Here is a 15975-nt window from a genome sequence, read left to right on the forward strand (position 1 = left end):
CCCGCAAGCTGTAGCTCTTTACCGCCGATTCTAGTCCGCACGGGTTAAAGAAAGGCGCTAAATGTAGGGGGTAGGGCTGCTAGTGTTCGCGGTGGAGGTAGGCGCACATGGCATCCGAGGACGAGCTGTTCGCGAATGTGGACGCGCTGCTGGAGGAGGAGCCGCAGCTCCCGCCTCCGGCGGAGCGGGCCCGGCTGCGCGAGGCCGCCGGCATCACTCAGGCCCGCATGGCGAAAGCCTTGGGTGTGACCGAGCAGACCGTCAAGAACTGGGAGAACGGGCGCTCCGAACCCAAATCGCCGCGCCTGGAGGCGTATCAGCGACTGCTGAACGGGTGGGCAGTGAAGTACCCCGCCCACGACGCCCCCGGTTCCACGCCCACCCCGGCCCCGGTGGCCGCGCCCCAGCCGGAGGTGCCGCAGACGTTCACCGGCCCGGCCGCGGGCGGGCCCGAGAGCGCCGCACCGGTGGAGGCGCCCGCCGGCCGACCCGGGCCGGAGCGTCCGCTCGCCCGCCGCACGGCCGCATCGTCGCGACGTCCGGTAGTGCGGAAGGCCGCTGCGACCGCCGTCGACCCGCGCTTCCCGCACGGTCCGCTCGCGGTGCTGGACGGCGACGGGAATGCCTACGGTGTCGACGGGATCGTGCTGGACTGTCCGGCGTCAACGATTCCGGAGCTGGTGGAGTGGACGCTGCGTGAGTCCGGTCTGGGCGCCGCGAAGTTGCACCGCTACGGCAAGGACAGCGACCCGCTGATCGTGCTGACCGGCGCGGCCGCCGTGAAGCTCGGGCTGCCGGAGCGCCTGGAGGGCCACGAGCAGCGCCGTTCCCTGCGTCTGCCCGAAGACCACCCCGTCGTCAAGCAAGTCGCGAAGGCCCGCTGGCAGTTGACTCAGCGTGGGTTCGGGCCGTGGGCCAGGATCTACCGCAAGGCGCAGGGGCGCGAGCGGCAGTGCGTGCAGCTGGCGATCCTGTCCTGGGACGCCCTCGATGAGCGGTCCTGGCCCGGCGTCTCCGAGATGGAGCCGGCCGACATCGCCCGCATCCTGGGTGTGTACGCCCAACGGGTCATCACCCCGCGCGGATCGACGGCCGTCTCGGGCCTGGAGCTGATGACGGCGATGCGCCCGCCGACGAAGGCCGTGCGGGACGAAGCGAGCGGGAACTGGGTGTCCGGCCACAACCCCGGCTCGCTCGGCACGGAGCCGATGGACCCGGCGCCGCCGGAGGCCACTCCCGAGCACCCCGTGGTCGTCAACTCGGGCTGGAAGGGCGGCTTCCTGAACGAGGAGGCCTACCAGTGGGTCCGCGACGTCGACCTGCTCACCGCGCAGGAGTGCACGCTGCCGTGCGCGGTCGGCCTGGACCTCAACACGGCGTTCCTCGCCGCGGCAGCCCGACTGGTCGTCGGGCTGTCCGCACCGGACCACTTCCACGCTCCGACGTTCAACCCGAAGATCCCTGGCTCGTGGCTGGTCGACCTGTCCTACATCGAGCTGGACCCGCGCCTGCCCAGCCCGTTCACTCCGGACGGCAGCAGGCCGACGGGACCGGCCTGGTACCAGACGCACACCGTCGCCTACGCCCAGGAGCTCGGCCACAACGTGGAGCCGATCGAGGCGTACCTGCGCCGTGAGACCGGTGCCTATCTGGACCCGTGGCACGACCGGTTGAAGAACGCCTACGTCGACACCCTCGCCGACCTCGGCGTCACCAAGGACCTGTCGGACGCCGAGTTCCTGGCGGCGATGGAGAAGCACAAGCAGGTCGACCCGGCGCTTGCCGCCGTGCTGTCCGCGATCAAGGCCACGGTGAAGGGCGGCGTCGGCAAGCTCAGGGAGCGGCCGCAGGGCAAGTCCTACAAGGAGGGCGAGCGGTGGCCGGCCCTGGAGCGGCCGACCTGGCGCCCCGACATCCGTGCCGCTGTCATCAGCAAGGCCCGGGTCAACATGCACCGCAAGCTGCTCAACATGCAGCGGCTGACCGGCCTGTACCCGCTCGCGGTGCTTTCCGACTGCGTCGTCTACCCGAGCCCCGGCGCCTCCCCGCTCGACTTCCTGCCGTACGCGGCGTCCGGCAAGGCACAGCCGGGCGGGTTCCGCCTCGGACCGACGCCGGGCCTGGCGAAGCTGGAGGGCGTCCAGGCGATGGCCTGGGCGGTCGACCTGATGGAGCAGGGTTTCAACCCGGCCCGCCACATCAAGGGCGGCGACGCCGTCCTGGACGAGGGAGAGTAGGACTGTGGCGGGAGAGATCGAGGACGCCATCGAGCGGGCCGACCGGGAGTCATTCACCCGGGAGCCGCCGAAGACGCTCAAGGGGCAGATCGGCTACCTGATCCGGCAGTTGGGCAGCGCGAAGGCCGTAGCCCAGGAGATCGGCGTCACTGCCGACTCCGTCAACCGCTACCGGCGCGGCGCCCGCAAGCATGCTCGCGCCGACGTCGCCGTGAAAATCGACGACCTGGTGCGGCGGCGGTGGCAGCCGCAGGTACGCAGGCGCCGGCAGCGCCAAGCCGCCGCCACCGGCGGGATCACGGTGGAGACGAGGGCCCGGTTCGGCTACACCGCGCCGGTCGGCACGACCGACGACGGACGGTTCCGGCGCCTGACCGTACACCTCCCCCCGGCCTACGCACAGCGCCTGTTCGACGCCCGCGACGCAGGCGCCAGCGACCAGGAGATGCGCGGGATCATCGCTGAAGGGTTCAAAGACATCTATTTCCAAGACGGGGGTTCCCGCGCCATGGGACTGTCGGACGTGGATATCAATGACATCGACTACCTGGATCTCGACTACTAATTTCTGAGCCTTTCATGGCGAGCATCAATTGCCCGTTCCCGGACCCGAAGAATGACGCCGAACGCGTCGCGAACCGGCAGGCCGACGACGGCTACCAGGGCCAAGAAGAGGAAGGCGCCGACTTCCTCCGAGGCCGCCGAGCGCCGTGCCGACAGTGCCGCCCACTGGATCACGCCGACGACCGGCGAGGGCACCTGGGCCCTCCCCAACGCCGCCACCGGCCGGCTCCCTGACCTCTGCGGCCAGTCCACGAGCGACGGAGCCGAGATCGTCGTGTGGTGGCCGAACTCCTGCTCCAGCCGGCGCTGGAGGGTCATCGACGTGCCTCCCACGACCGACAGCTGATCAACCGGCGTACCGACGCACACCAGGGCTCCGACCTGGGGTGCGTCGTTGAGGTCTCGCGTGTCCACGGAAATTCGGCGAAGCCTCTTCCCCTGCAACCGCAATGGCCGAAAATGTGTCTCTCAGCCCGTGGCCCGAGCTCCGGGGGGAGCGTGGGGCAAGGCGGCCTAGGGGGGACGCATGAACACATGGGCGGTGCCCGGGTACACCGAAACACTGGAGCTTGGCGCGGGGGCCAGCGGACGGGTCGTCCTGGCCGTGCACGAGGAGACCGGTGTGCCGGTCGCGGTGAAGTACCTCAGCGAGACACTGCGCGACCGGCCCGGCTTCGTGCACGACTTCAGGGCGGAGGCACGGCTGCTCGGCGGGCTGGAGAGCCCGTACGTCGCCGTGTTCTACGAGTACGTCGAGAGCCCGGACGGTGCCGCCATCGTGATGGAGCTGGTGGACGGCGTCTCGCTGCGGGCCCTGCTGGCCAGCGAGGGGCCGTTGGAATCGGAGTCGGCGCTGGTGATCCTCAAGGGGTCGCTGCTCGGCCTGGCGGATGCGCACCGTGTCGGTGTCGTCCACCGGGACTACAAGCCGGAGAACGTCCTGGTCGAGCCGGACGGAGCGTCCAAGCTCGTCGACTTCGGGATCGCGGTGGACGCCGGCGCCAGCGTCGGTGTGGCCGGAACCCCTGCCTACATGGCCCCGGAGCAATGGACCGGCGCACCCGCCTCACCCGCCGCCGACGTGTACGCGGCCACGGCCACCTTCTTCGAGTGCCTGACCGGCCGCAAGCCGTACACGGGTGACCATCTCGCCGAACTCGCGCTGCAGCACGTCGAGGCGCCCGTCCCCGCCGAGGAAGTCCCCGAGGCGGTGCGTGAACTGGTGCGGCACGGTCTGGCCAAGGACCCGGATGAACGGCCCGCGCACGCCGAGGAGTTCGTCGCGGAGCTGGAGGCGGCCGCCGGTGCCGCCTACGGGCCCGACTGGGAGGAACGCGGCCGTGGCCGGCTCGCCGCGCTGGTGGCTCTGCTGCCGCTGTTGCTGCCGTCGGCACGCAGCGCTCCGCACACGACCGTGGACACGGCCCGTACGGTTCTGCGGCCGGACGCGGTCCGGGATCCCGGCGGTGGGGGAGGCCATGACCCGGACCACGGCTGGGCGGGATCGTGGAAGCCCAGCAAGGCGGGGGCTCTCGTGTCCGCAGCGGTCGTACTCCTGGGCATTCTCCTGACATACGGCATCGAGCACACCCCGCAAGCGGACCCACAGCAGGCGGCACAGGCCCTGGCCACCACCAGCGCCCAGCCCGGCGAAGTACCGACGGGACCCACCACCACCGCTGCGGTTTCCGCATCGCCGTCCTCGTCCCCGGCGTCCACCGCGTCACCCGGCCAGTCGTCCTCTCCCTCCGCGAGCACCACTGCAGACGCGACTGCGGGGCCCGGGACCACGGACCCGGACCCGGAGACGACACCACCCGACGGGACGACATCGACGGTCCCGACCGCCGAGGTGCCGCCGACGACCGACGCTCCGGCCCCCACCGCGGTCAAGGACGTCGCCGTGTCCGACTTCCGTCAGACGGGACCGACCACCGCCACGGCGACCCTGGGCGTCACCACGGACGGCACCGGGCCGGTCACCATCACGGTGGCGTGGTTCACGAGCAACACCGCGGGTCAGCTCGGCACACCGGACGGCGCCTCCCAGACGTTCGAACGCAGCGGCGCCACCCAGTACGCCCTGACCGTCGACCACACCTTCCTCAGCCGCAGCTGCTACTGGGCGGTGCAGATCACGACCACGCCGGCCTCCTCGGACGGCGGCGCCTCACAGCAGCTCTTGACCAGGCAGTGTGAGATCGGATGACCACGCGGAACGACGACGCCGAGCGCGAGGACGGCGAATACAGCGCCACCGTCCTGGCCAGCCACTGGATCCAGCGCCCGGAGCCGGACGCGACCCTCCTTGAGCCGCCGACGCCGACGCCGACGACGGCGACGGTGCCGGATCGCGTCGAGGGCACCGTGCTGCGGTTCGGCCCGGGGGTGACCGCCGCCGTCACCTACCGCACCCACCGGACGCTGCCCGCCGTACCGCCACCTGCCGGGCGCCCGGCCACTCACCGGCGGCTGCGCAGACACGCGCTGCCCGCACTGGTGCTGATCGGTGTGCTCGCCTTCCTCGCCTGGCAGCGGCTCGGCCCGTCCATCGACGTGCGCACAGTGAGAGTCACGGCCCGGCCGACCGTGCTGACGTGCGATGCCACCGCGGACATCGTCGCCGTCGTCACCACGAACGGCCGGCCGGGCACCCTCTCCTACCGCTGGATCCGCAGCGACGGCACCGCCTCGGGCATCCTGCGCGAGGAGGTGGCCCGGGATCAGAAGCAGGCACGTCTGCACCTGCGCTGGACCTTCCAGGGCAAGGGCCGCCACACCGCACGGGCCGAACTACGCGTTCTCTCCCCAAGCCACCCGGAGGCAGTCTCCCAGTTCACGTACGACTGCCAGTGAGGCTTGCCCCGTGGCTGTCAGCGGTCATCGTGCCGACGGCCGAGCCCCCGGTGAATGACGGACGCGTCGACCGAACCAGGATTTCCGGGCAGGATCCGGGGATGCGGGGGCGCCTGGCCCGGCCGCCGTCAGTGAGTCACCCGGCCCGTTCCTTGTGGTTCATCCGAGCTGGCCCGTGGAGAGAGACAGGATGAAGTAGCGGAAGGTTCCCGGGCGCTGACCGGCCCCGGGCTGGCTATGCCGGTGAGTTTCGGCAACACCAGAGGGCTTGCGGTGGGAGCATGGACGCGGCTGATCATCTCCGTCCAGGAAAGCATGGCATGGCCACGGTGACAGGCATTGAGGCACGCAGCTCACAGCACTGCGAGACGACAACTCTGGGTGTGCTGCTGCGGCACCAGGGACTCGATCTGTCCGAGCCCATGCTCTTCGGCCTCGGAGCCGGTCTGTCCTTCATCTACTGGGACAGCAAGAACATGGGCTTCCCCTTCCTCGGGGGACGGGTCAAGCCGTTCGACCTCAGCAGAAACCTGGCCAACAGACTCGGGCTGGAGCTTCTGGTCCAGGAGACCACCTCACCCCGCAGGGCTTGGGAGAACGTGGTGCCCCTCATCGACTCCGGTCGCCCCGTCGGACTGCAGCTCGACAGTTACTACTTGGACTACTTCGGGTCAAAGGTGCATTTCGGCGGCCATGTCGTCGCCATGCATGGCTACGACGACCACAACGCCTACCTGGTGGACACCGACCAGCAAGGCGGAACGGTGTCCACCAGCCTGACCAGCCTCGCGCAGGCCAGGGCCGCACGCGGCCCGATGACCGCCAAGCACCGGTCCTTCACCCTCACCGTTCCGAGGAACCTGCCCTCGCCCCAGAGCCAGATCATCCCCGCCATCACCGCCTGCGCCCACGCCTTCCTCAACCCGCCCATCGCCAACCTCGGCCACCGAGGCATCGAGAAGGCCGGCAAGCTGGTACGCACATGGCTCCAGCGCACGGACAACCCTCAGCGGGACCTGCCACAGGCCGCCCTCCTGATGGAGAAAGCAGGCACGGGCGGCGCCCTGTTCCGTAACTTCTACCGGGACTTCCTCGCCGAATGCAGCCACTTCCTCGACAGGAGTCACCTGCGCACGGGCCATGAGTTGTACACCGAGGCAGCCGCCCTGTGGACGGAAGTCGCAGCACTGATCGCAAAAGCCGGTGAATCAGACAATGAGCAGTGCCTCATACAGGCAGGCACCATCCTCTGCGATCTTTCACGCATAGAGCGCGAGGCCATGCAGGCGCTGAACTGCCTCGCATGAGGCCAGCGGCTTCGGGGCGGCTCTGAGCCGATGAGGCCCAGCTATTGTCCCTGGATGCGATGGTGTTCCAGGACCAGGGTCCGGGGGCGTTTCAGGTCAGGTGATGCCCGGCGATGGGGGACTGGGCAGGTGGAACAGGGATGCCGGAATCGGTGGCCCGGCTGCGCAGGCTCGGGAGAACCCCTCGTCGACCAGTTCGGCAAATCGCCTACTGCGCCGCCCACGTGCGGTTGCCGTAGCCTTCCAGTTCCCTCCCTGCATTTCCCAGAATTCGCGGCCGATCTCTCCCCGGAACAGATGCATTGCGGCGCCCTGCACGACCGATGCGCTGAGGCGATGGACGATGAAGTCCGCATGCCAGAAGCTGATGATCAGGTTCACGTAGGCGTGCTGCTTGGCCCGCAGCGCTGGGACGGGCCGGGGCGGTGGGCCCCAACACACCAACAGCTCCGGGTCGTTGAGCAACCATGACGTCAGTTCTCGATGCGCTGCGAGCTGGGCGTCCTCCCGGTCGTTGTGGACCTGCCGGGCTTGGTAGGCCAGGGATGCGGCGACGCCGGCGAGCGCGATGCCGGAGAAGAGGACGGAGATGGCCGCGTAGGCCTGGCTGACGTTGGCCAGTTGGGGCCAGTCCGTGCGGGTGCCGACGGCACCGGCGAGCAGGAACGGCGTCGCTGCCACGAGCGCGATCAGGGCCAGGGCGAGGAGGAACCCGCCGGCGATTGTGCCCTTCGTCTGCGTACGCGCAGCGCTCATGGTGCCCCCAGACTTCGCGTCGGACTTGCATCGTGCGAGGGGCCAGGGGAAACGGCAAGGCGATGTGCAGCCTGCTCTGCACGGCGTGGTGCGAGTGCGGGCGGGCCGGTTCTGCGGCGCCAAGTACCGGCAATCGGCATGAGGTCGTAGGCGGTCAGGGACCTGAGGCCAGAGGCTTGAATGAGGCCGGCTTGGCTCCTGTCTTCACGTGGTTTGTCGTCGACGCGTACGCGTTGGGCAGAGGGGAAAGCAGAGAGAATGGCTTGATCACTTACGGATGGATTGGTGCCCGTGGCCGGCGACTGGCGGACGGATCGGATCGGGGCTGCTCTGCGAAGTGAGAACCCCACGGTACTGCGGCGGCTTGAGGCGGGGTTCGCGGTGATCGGCGACGTGCAGTTCTTGCCGGGCTACTCGGTTCTCCTCGTGGATGAACCCGGTGTCCAACGGCTGTCTGACCTGCCGAGAGCCAAGCGGCTGGCTTTTCTGTCCGACATGGACCGGCTTGGAGAAGCCGTTGAGCGGGTCGGCCAGCGTCTGGACCCTGATTTCCGCCGGGTCAACTTGGAGATCCTGGGCAACACGGACCCGTTCTTGCACGTCCACGTCTGGCCGCGGTTCGAGTGGGAGCCGCCCGAGTTGGTGAACAAGCCCGTGTGGCTGTATCCCCCTGACCGGTGGAGTGACGAGAGCTTCAGGCTCGGCCCGCAGCACGACGTACTGCGGGACGCGATCAGCAGTGAACTGGACCGATTGAGTTCGATGGCCTGAGGAGTGAGCCCGCCGACCGCCAGGTCAGCCGAAGGCCGTCGGTGAGGGCGCAGATCATGTGGTTGACGCCGCTCGGGGCGATCTCCCACTGGATCTTGTCCAGGCACTCCTCGGGCGCGCCGGAAATGGAGAGGCGATCGGCGAGCTCCGGGCTGGTCAGCTCGATGCCGCGGACGAGGTCACCGGCGGCGATGGCGTCGATGACCGGTTTGAGCTCGCCGGGGCCACCCCGTTACGGCGCAGCTGCTCCTCGGGCATCGAGGAGGCATAGATGCCGACCATGCTGCGGGCCGCCTCCCTCGCGGCCGCGAAGTCGAATCCGGTGGCGAAGACGACCCAGGCGCCGATGTCGAGCGACTGCCAGTCCCTGCCCGCTCGTTCGGCACCGGCCCAGATATGCCGCACCGCGTAGTCGTACGCCTCGCGCGTGCAGCTCAGCGCATGGTGGCAGCAATCTCTCCACCTCGCCGACCGGGCCGGTCACCTCACCTCACCACCGGGGATCCGGCGTCGCCAACTGGCCGGCACGAAAGACCATGCGTGCAGAATCCAAGTCCGGTCGCGCATTTGTCCATGGCGGCGCTCCGTAGAGGTGCGTACAACCGGTATTGCCGAAACACGACCGGCCAGCAAGAGAGGAACAGCACATGTCCAGCCCGGGCTTTCGCCGACGTTGGAGGTGGCAACGTCTCCGTGAGTCGGCAGATGCCCGGCATTCCCTGCATTCGGGCTGACCAGCGTCACCTTTTCAACAGCGTCAACTGCGCAACTGCCCATATCAGCGGGATCTACATCTGCTCAGCGGTCGCAGGCTCGTGTGGCCGACATCCGGCGACCAATTCGAGGCTGCAATAGGGCGCCACCAGGCCCGCCTTGAGCCGCGGGACTGCAACAGCGGGACGAACCAGCGATGGCACCTGCCGTAACCGATCACTGCCGGAACCGCTCACCGAACCGGTGAAACGGCCTGGCCCCGGGCCGCGCGGTCACGGGCCAGGCACCTACCAGGCACCTACCGCTACGAAGACGGAGCAGCCATGGAACCTCTTCGAAGACTCGCAGTCGCCGCCGTCGCCATGGCGGTCGCGTTGGCGTGTGGCAACGCACTGACCACTGGGTCGACGGCCTTGGCGTGGGCAGCCGCCCCGCGGGCCCCGAAAACACAGGCGGTCGCACCCGACGCCACGTTCACGGTCACCATCGGGTCCTCGGGCTCCTACGCGCACCCGACGGACACCCCCGCCAGTACCTATATCGACAAGGACGGCACGTTCTACTTCCAGCAGTCCGCCGCGCTGTACGGCAAGAACGACCCCCGGTACTGGGACTTCTTCACCGGCGCGAACTTCGACGACGCCAAACGATCGGCCGCGATCAGTGACGCGGTGAATCCCGCCAACCCCGACGACAAGAACAACGACACGACCTGGCGGTGCAACAACAGCCCCACCGGCGTGAAGTCCACGAACGCACCTGCCGGCTCCGGCTACTCCCAGCGCAACTACTGCGACCTGTCCGGAGTGTGGGTCGATCCGGACACCGGCGACTGGTACGGCCTGGTGCACAACGAGTTCACCCCGCAGCCGTTCGGCGATGGCATCCACTACGACGCGATCGACTACGCGGTCTCGACGAACCAGGGCAAGACCTGGAGCATCAAGGGCCACGCGATCACCTCCCCGTACAGCACCCAACGAGGCGACAACCAGCAGTTCCCACACAAGACGTACTACTACGGCGACGGCGACCAGCGGCTCTTCGCCGACACCGCCTCCGGGTACTTCTACGTCTTCTACGGCTCCCGAGTGGTCGAGAAGGGCGGCGGCTGGAAGGCCTTCCAAGCACACGTCGCCCGCGCCCCCATCGCCAAGAAGATGGCGTCGGACTCCTGGGAGAAGTGGTACGACGGCACCTGGTCCCAGCACGGCGTGGGCGGCCGGGAAAGCAACATGGAGCCGGTGAGGTCCTCGAACTCGAAGGGCTACACGCCCGTCGAAGACGACTACGACCCGACCAACCCCGGCACCGTGGAGGAACAGATCACGGACGGTGAACTTCCCCCGACCTCCCCGCTGTTCGTCATGAACATCACGTACGACGCCCACCTCGGCCTGTACATCGGCACACCCGAGGTCGTGAAGAAGCCGGGCCCGCAACAGTTCTACGTCACCGACAACCTGGCGACCCAGAAGTGGCGCCTGGCGGGCGATTCCGGCAGCTACACCTCCAGCTCCTGGTACCGCTGGTTCCTCGACGGCGCGAACAAGACCAACTCCACGATCGTCGGGAAGACGTTCCGCTCCTACTGCTCGATCGAATGCGCCGGCTCCAGCGGCGAGTACGCCAACGTCACCGTCGACTCAAGCGCGCCCGCCAAGCCCCCCTTCGACCCGACCAAGACCTACCGGATCGACAGCGGGAACGGCCGCGTACTCGCCCAGGTCGCTGACGGCTCCGCCACCACCTCGCTGGCCGCCGCCACCGGCTCCGACCGCGAAGCGTGGTCCTTCGCCGCCAACGGCGACGGCTCGTACCGAATCGCCAACGCGGCCACCGGCCGGCTCCTGGGAGTCGCCGGCACCCACACCGCGACCCGCGCCTGGGGCACCGAGCCGACCGTCACCGCGCCCGGAACCAGCGGACCCACCGTCGGCCAGCAGTGGTTCATCGTCCCCGGCACCTCCACCGGCGGAGCACAGGACGGCACATACCGGCTGGTCAACCGCTACAGCGGCCTGGTGATCGGCATGTCCGCAGACTCCGCACGCCTCGCCGAGACCACGCCCGCCCGCTTCTGGACCAACATCACGGGCAGCCCCGTCGGCGGATCACGCACCGCCGCGGAACAGAGGCTGAGGATGACCGCCGTCGGGTCGACAACCGGAAGCCTGAACGGAACACGCACCCTCACCACCGGCGGCAAGGCACTGGACAACCCGAACCACAGTCAGGAGCCGGGCACCGCGCTCATCACGTACACCAGCACCGGCGGGGCGAACCAGAAATGGCGCTTCACCCAGCAGCCGGACGGCACGTACGAGCTCGTCAACAGCGAATCCGGCCTGTGTGCGGACGTCTCAGGCGCCTCCTCCTCCGCCGGGGCCAAGGTGATTCAGTGGACCTGTCACGGAGGCGTCAACCAACGCTGGCTCGTCACCAGGCTGGCGAACGGCGCGTACACCGTCGCCTCGGCGAAGAGCGGACTGCTGCTCACCACCGCCTCGACCTCCGACCACTCCCCGGTGACCCAGGAGACGAACACCGACTCCGCCCGGCAGCACTGGACGATCACATGACGTCAGTCCCCGCTGCGCCATCCGTCGGCACAGCGGTTCCGCGCCGTGCAATGCGCTCACGACGGCGCGAGGGTGGGGCGGCGCAGCACATGGCCGGCGTCCTCGGCGAAGGTGAGGTGCTCGTCCCGGCACACAGCGGGCTGCCACTGCTGCAGGCGCCTCACATGTCGTCGTAGGACGGACGGTCACACGCGCCGCGGATCCGGCACCCGCATTCCATTCGCGGCAACCTGCAGCTGTAGTAACGGAGTTGGATGTTCAGGGTGTCCGGGCTTCGGTCTTCAAGGGCGCCCGCCCCAGCGGATGCCATTCGCACCGCGGATGCGGACGCGTTCCTTGCGCTGGGGGACCAGTACGTCGGGGTGGCGGGCGTCGGCGTTGTGCCGGTGCCGTTCGGTAGGACGGCGACATGCCTGCCTGTCCTCAAGTCTTCATTGCCCCAAGCCCGTTGGGGAGTTCATGGCTGTGCCGGGCACCCCGTTGAAGGCAGTCGAGGTTGGCCGACTGGCGGCGGTTGAAGGGCCGGCCTCGGTGGAATACATCAGCGGTCTTCAGTGGGGTCCCGGAGAGCGCAGGTCCGTGGACTGGTCGCGTCCGCATCGGTTGCCCAGCCTTGGCGGCACTGCGGGGTCGCTCTAGGTACCTTGCCGGGTACGGGCGGTTGCATCGAGGGAAGGGGAGTTCCTCGATGTCGTGGCGAAGGTGGTGTGGGGTGCGGCGGAGGCTCTCCAGGCAGGGGACCGCGACGGGGGCGTCGACACTGCTCGCATTCGGGGCAGGCGCGCTGGCCAATCTGGCGACGTCGCAGTGGACGTGGACGGTGGGAGTCTCCCTGTCCGTACTGGTCGCGGTGTGGGTGAGCTTCGAGGTGTGGCGGGTGGACCGCGAAGCCGACCTGAGCGGGCGGGGCGGGGCGAACGGCGGGGCTGGAGCGTCCGAGAGGTACCGACGACCCTGGATGGCACCGCCGCTGGACTGGATCGTGGAGCGGCCGGAACTGGCCGGTCGGCTGATGTCCGCGCTGCTCGCGCCCGAGGCCACCGAGGTGGGGATGACCACCGGGCTGCGCGGCGCTGGAGGGTTCGGCAAGACGACGCTGGCGGCCTGGGCATGCCGCCAGCCCCAGTTGCCCGGGCGCTATCCGGGCGGTCTGCTGTGGGCGACCCTCGGCCAGGAGATCCGCGGCGCGGATCTGGCCGAGCGGATCAATGACCTGGCCTGGGTGCTGAGCGGGCGACGGCCCACGCTGTCCGATCCGGACGCGGCGGGGGCCGAGTTGGGGCGACTGCTCGACGAGCGGGCGGAGCCGGTGCTGCTGGTCGTCGACGACGTGTGGGAGGTGTCGCAGCTACGGCCGTTCGGATTCGGGGGGCGGGAGTGCACCCGACTCATCACCACCCGGATCCCCGACCTGCTGCCCGCCGGAGGCCGGCATCTCGTGGTGGACGCCATGTCCACCGAACAGGCTCGGCTGCTTCTCACCGAGGGCGTGGCCGGGCTCCCCGCCGAGACCGCCGAGGGGCTGGCCAAGGTGGCCGGCCGCTGGCCCGTCCTGCTCAATCTCGTCAACGGCGCCTTACGGCGACGTATTGAGCGGGGCCAGTCGACGCGCGAGGCCGCCGAGCACGTCATGCGGACCTTGCTCGCCGACGGTCCCGGCGCCTTCGACCCCGCACGCCCCGCCGACCGCAGCCGCGCCGTGGCGGCCACCGTGGAAGCGAGCCTGACGCTGCTTCAGCCGGCCGACCGGAACTGCTGTCTGGACCTGGCCGTCTTCCCTGAGGACGTCGACATTCCGCAGGATGTGCTCGGGCTGCTGTGGCCCCGGGTACGGGTGGATGCTCTGTGCGAGGAACTCGTCGGCCTGGGACTCGTGGCTGACTATCGGCTCGATGCCCCCGGGCCCCGGCTGGTGCTGCACGACGTCATCCGTGCCTATCTGCGCACCCGGCAGGGACGTGACGCACGCAGCGAGGCGCACCGGCGTCTGATCTCCGCCGCGACCACGCTTCTGGCTCACCACGACAATGATCCGAGACCGTGGTGGACCATCCCGGCCGACGCCAACTACCTCTGGCGCTATCTCCCTTATCACCTGGCCGCCGGCGATCAACGCGAGGAACTGGCCACGCTCGTGTGCGATCTGCGCTGGGTCGAGGCGAAGACGCGCCGGCTCGGTTCCGTGGTGGGTGTCGTGGCAGATCTGGAGCTGTCGGACACGCCCGACGCCCTGGCCCTTCGACAGGTTCTCCAGAACGCTGCTCACTTACTCGGCCCCATCGATCCGCCCGAGGCCCTGGGGGCGACACTGGCCAGCCGCCTGCACGACGTCCCGGCGCTGGAGACCGAACTCCACCGCTACCGACAGACCCTGCCACGGCCCCGGCTGGAGCCGAACTGGCCCCTGCCGGACCACCCCGAGGCGGACCAGCCGCGGCGTACCGGTCACAAAGGTGCTGTGACGAGCTGTGCGTTCTCTCCCGACGGCACTCTGCTCGCGACCACGAGCAATGACCACACAACCCGGCTGTGGCGGGTGTCGGACAGAACCGAGCATGCCGTGCTGTCCGGGCACACCGGTGGCGTATGGGACTGCGCGTTCTCTCCCGACGGCACTCTGCTGGCCACCACGAGCAATGACCACACAACCCGACTGTGGCGGGTCTCCGACGGCACCGAGCATGCCGTGCTGATCGGTCACAGGGACTGGGTGACCAGCTGCGCCTTTTCGCCCGACGGCGTGCTCCTCGCCACCACCAGCGAGGACGGAACCGCACGGCTGTGGCAGGTAACCGACGGCACCGTCACGGCCGTACTGACCGGACACAGCAGGGGTATCACCGGGTGTGCCTTCTCCCCGGACGGCGTCCTGCTTGCGACTACCAGCAATGACCACACAACCCGGCTGTGGAGGATCTCCGACGGCACCGAGCACGCCGTGCTCACCGGACACACACGCATGGCGGACAGCTGCGCCTTCTCTCCGGACGGTACGTTGCTCGCCACCTCGGGCCACGACGACACGGCACGGCTGTGGCGGATCTCCGACGGCACCCAGCACGCCGTGCTCACCGGCCATTCCAGCTCCGTGTACAAATGTGCCTTCTCCCCGGACGGCACCCTGCTCGCCACCGCGAGCGCCGCCGACGGCATCCGCCTCTGGCGGGTGTGCGACGGCACGGTGAAGGCGCAGCTCACCGGGCACACGGGCTGGATACGGGGTTGCGCGTTCTCACCCGACGGCGCGCTGCTGGCCACCACCAGCAACGATCAGACCACGCGGCTGTGGCGGGTGACCGACGGCAACGAGGTCGCCGTCCTGGCCGGCCACACCCGGGTGTACCGCTGCGCGTTCTCGCCCGACGGCATGCTGCTGGCCACCACCAGCGACGACCACACGGCCCACCTACGACAGCTGCCCGACGGTGCCGACCGGGCCGTACTGACCGGTCATACGGACCGGGTGTACAGCTGCGCGTTCTCCCCGGACAGCCGACTGCTGGCGACCACGAGCAACGACCGTACAACTCGCCTGTGGCACACCGCGGATGGCGCCGAACACGTCGTCCTCACCGGCCACGGCAACTGGGTGACCGGCTGCTCCTTCTCCCCGGACGGCACCCTGCTCGCCACTGCGAGCCAGGACAAGACCGCACGCCTGTGGCACATCGGGGAGGCCCGTACCCGGGCCGTCCTGACCGGCCACACCGAGGGCGTGACCAGCTGCGCCTTCTCGCCAGACGGCACATTCCTCGCCACGACCAGCGGCGACCGGACCGCACGGCTGTGGCGTGCCGACGACGGCAGCCCACATCTGGTTCTGGCGGGCCACACCGACGCAGTGACCAGCTGCGCGTTCTCGCCCGACGGCACGCTCCTCGCGACGACCGCCGACGACCGTACCGTGCGATTGTGGAGAGTGGCCGACGGGACGGCGCGGAAGGTGCTCACCGGACACTCCAACTGGGTGGAGAACTGCTCCTTCTCCCCGGACGGGGCTCTGATCGCGACAACGGGTCGCGATCAGACCATACGGCTCTGGGACGTGGCCACCGGCCGCTGCCACTGCGCGCTGCGCCTCGCGAGCGATCTCACCGGGCTGTGCTGGCACCCGGAGGGCGAGCTGATGTGCACCACCGGCGGGGCAGGTGTGTACGTTCTGGCCTACATGCGGTGAATCGACACCCG

The 15975-nt window shown here is 69.0% G+C and carries 10 protein-coding genes and 1 pseudogene; 8 read left to right on the forward strand and 3 right to left on the reverse strand.

Annotated features, from left to right (window positions below; translation table 11 throughout):
- Window positions 1-107: 107 nt before the first annotated feature.
- Together tap and tpg are read left to right on the forward strand one after the other, a co-directional pair.
- Complete coding sequence (tap, locus tag POF73_RS33110; protein ID WP_272122738.1) at window positions 108-2237, forward strand: telomere-associated protein Tap; 2130 nt, start codon at window positions 108-110, stop codon at window positions 2235-2237.
- Window positions 2238-2241: 4 nt separating this feature from the next.
- The gene (gene tpg / locus POF73_RS33115) at window positions 2242-2802 is read left to right on the forward strand and encodes a telomere-protecting terminal protein Tpg (protein WP_272122739.1); all 561 of its coding nucleotides are present in this window, start codon (window positions 2242-2244) and stop codon (window positions 2800-2802) included.
- Here tpg and POF73_RS46075 read toward each other — a convergent pair.
- Window positions 2799-3119, reverse strand: a complete 321-nt coding sequence (locus tag POF73_RS46075; RefSeq protein ID WP_334313637.1) for a hypothetical protein — start codon at window positions 3117-3119, stop codon at window positions 2799-2801. The two genes, tpg and POF73_RS46075, sit on opposite strands and share 4 nt — an antisense overlap.
- A 208-nt stretch (window positions 3120-3327) precedes the next feature.
- Here POF73_RS46075 and POF73_RS33125 point away from each other — a divergent pair, with 208 nt between their 5' ends.
- The 3 genes from POF73_RS33125 (at window position 3328) to POF73_RS33135 (ending at window position 6964) form a co-directional block, all read left to right on the forward strand.
- Window positions 3328-5010, forward strand: coding sequence for a serine/threonine-protein kinase (locus tag POF73_RS33125; protein ID WP_272122741.1), 1683 nt, complete (start codon window positions 3328-3330; stop codon window positions 5008-5010).
- Window positions 5007-5657, forward strand: coding sequence for a hypothetical protein (locus tag POF73_RS33130; protein ID WP_272122742.1), 651 nt, complete (start codon window positions 5007-5009; stop codon window positions 5655-5657). The genes POF73_RS33125 and POF73_RS33130 overlap by 4 nt, the downstream gene beginning before the upstream one ends.
- A gap of 320 nt (window positions 5658-5977) precedes the next feature.
- Window positions 5978-6964: a BtrH N-terminal domain-containing protein gene (locus POF73_RS33135; RefSeq protein ID WP_272122743.1), complete on the forward strand. Its 987-nt coding sequence runs from the start codon at window positions 5978-5980 to the stop codon at window positions 6962-6964.
- 96 nt (window positions 6965-7060) lie between these two features.
- Here the strand turns inward: POF73_RS33135 and POF73_RS33140 are convergent, their stop codons facing one another.
- On the reverse strand, window positions 7061-7720 hold the full coding sequence (locus POF73_RS33140) for a DUF6082 family protein (RefSeq protein ID WP_272122744.1): 660 nt from the start codon (window positions 7718-7720) through the stop codon (window positions 7061-7063).
- Between the two features lie 291 nt (window positions 7721-8011).
- Between POF73_RS33140 and POF73_RS33145 the strand changes: the two genes are divergently transcribed.
- Window positions 8012-8491, forward strand: a complete 480-nt coding sequence (locus POF73_RS33145) for an HIT family protein (RefSeq protein ID WP_272122745.1) — start codon at window positions 8012-8014, stop codon at window positions 8489-8491.
- A gap of 37 nt (window positions 8492-8528) precedes the next feature.
- On the opposite strand, the pseudogene POF73_RS33150 reads toward POF73_RS33145, so the two are convergent.
- A pseudogene (locus tag POF73_RS33150) lies at window positions 8529-8947 on the reverse strand (LLM class flavin-dependent oxidoreductase); the annotation flags it as partial.
- 581 nt (window positions 8948-9528) lie between these two features.
- Here POF73_RS33150 and POF73_RS33155 point away from each other — a divergent pair.
- Window positions 9529-11787, forward strand: a complete 2259-nt coding sequence (locus tag POF73_RS33155) for an RICIN domain-containing protein (protein ID WP_272122746.1) — start codon at window positions 9529-9531, stop codon at window positions 11785-11787.
- A gap of 712 nt (window positions 11788-12499) precedes the next feature.
- Window positions 12500-15964, forward strand: a complete 3465-nt coding sequence (locus POF73_RS33165) for an NB-ARC domain-containing protein (protein ID WP_272122747.1) — start codon at window positions 12500-12502, stop codon at window positions 15962-15964.
- Window positions 15965-15975 lie beyond the last annotated feature (11 nt).

It is taken from the genome of Streptomyces sp. HD (assembly GCF_028369295.1).
Lineage (GTDB): Bacteria > Actinomycetota > Actinomycetes > Streptomycetales > Streptomycetaceae > Streptomyces.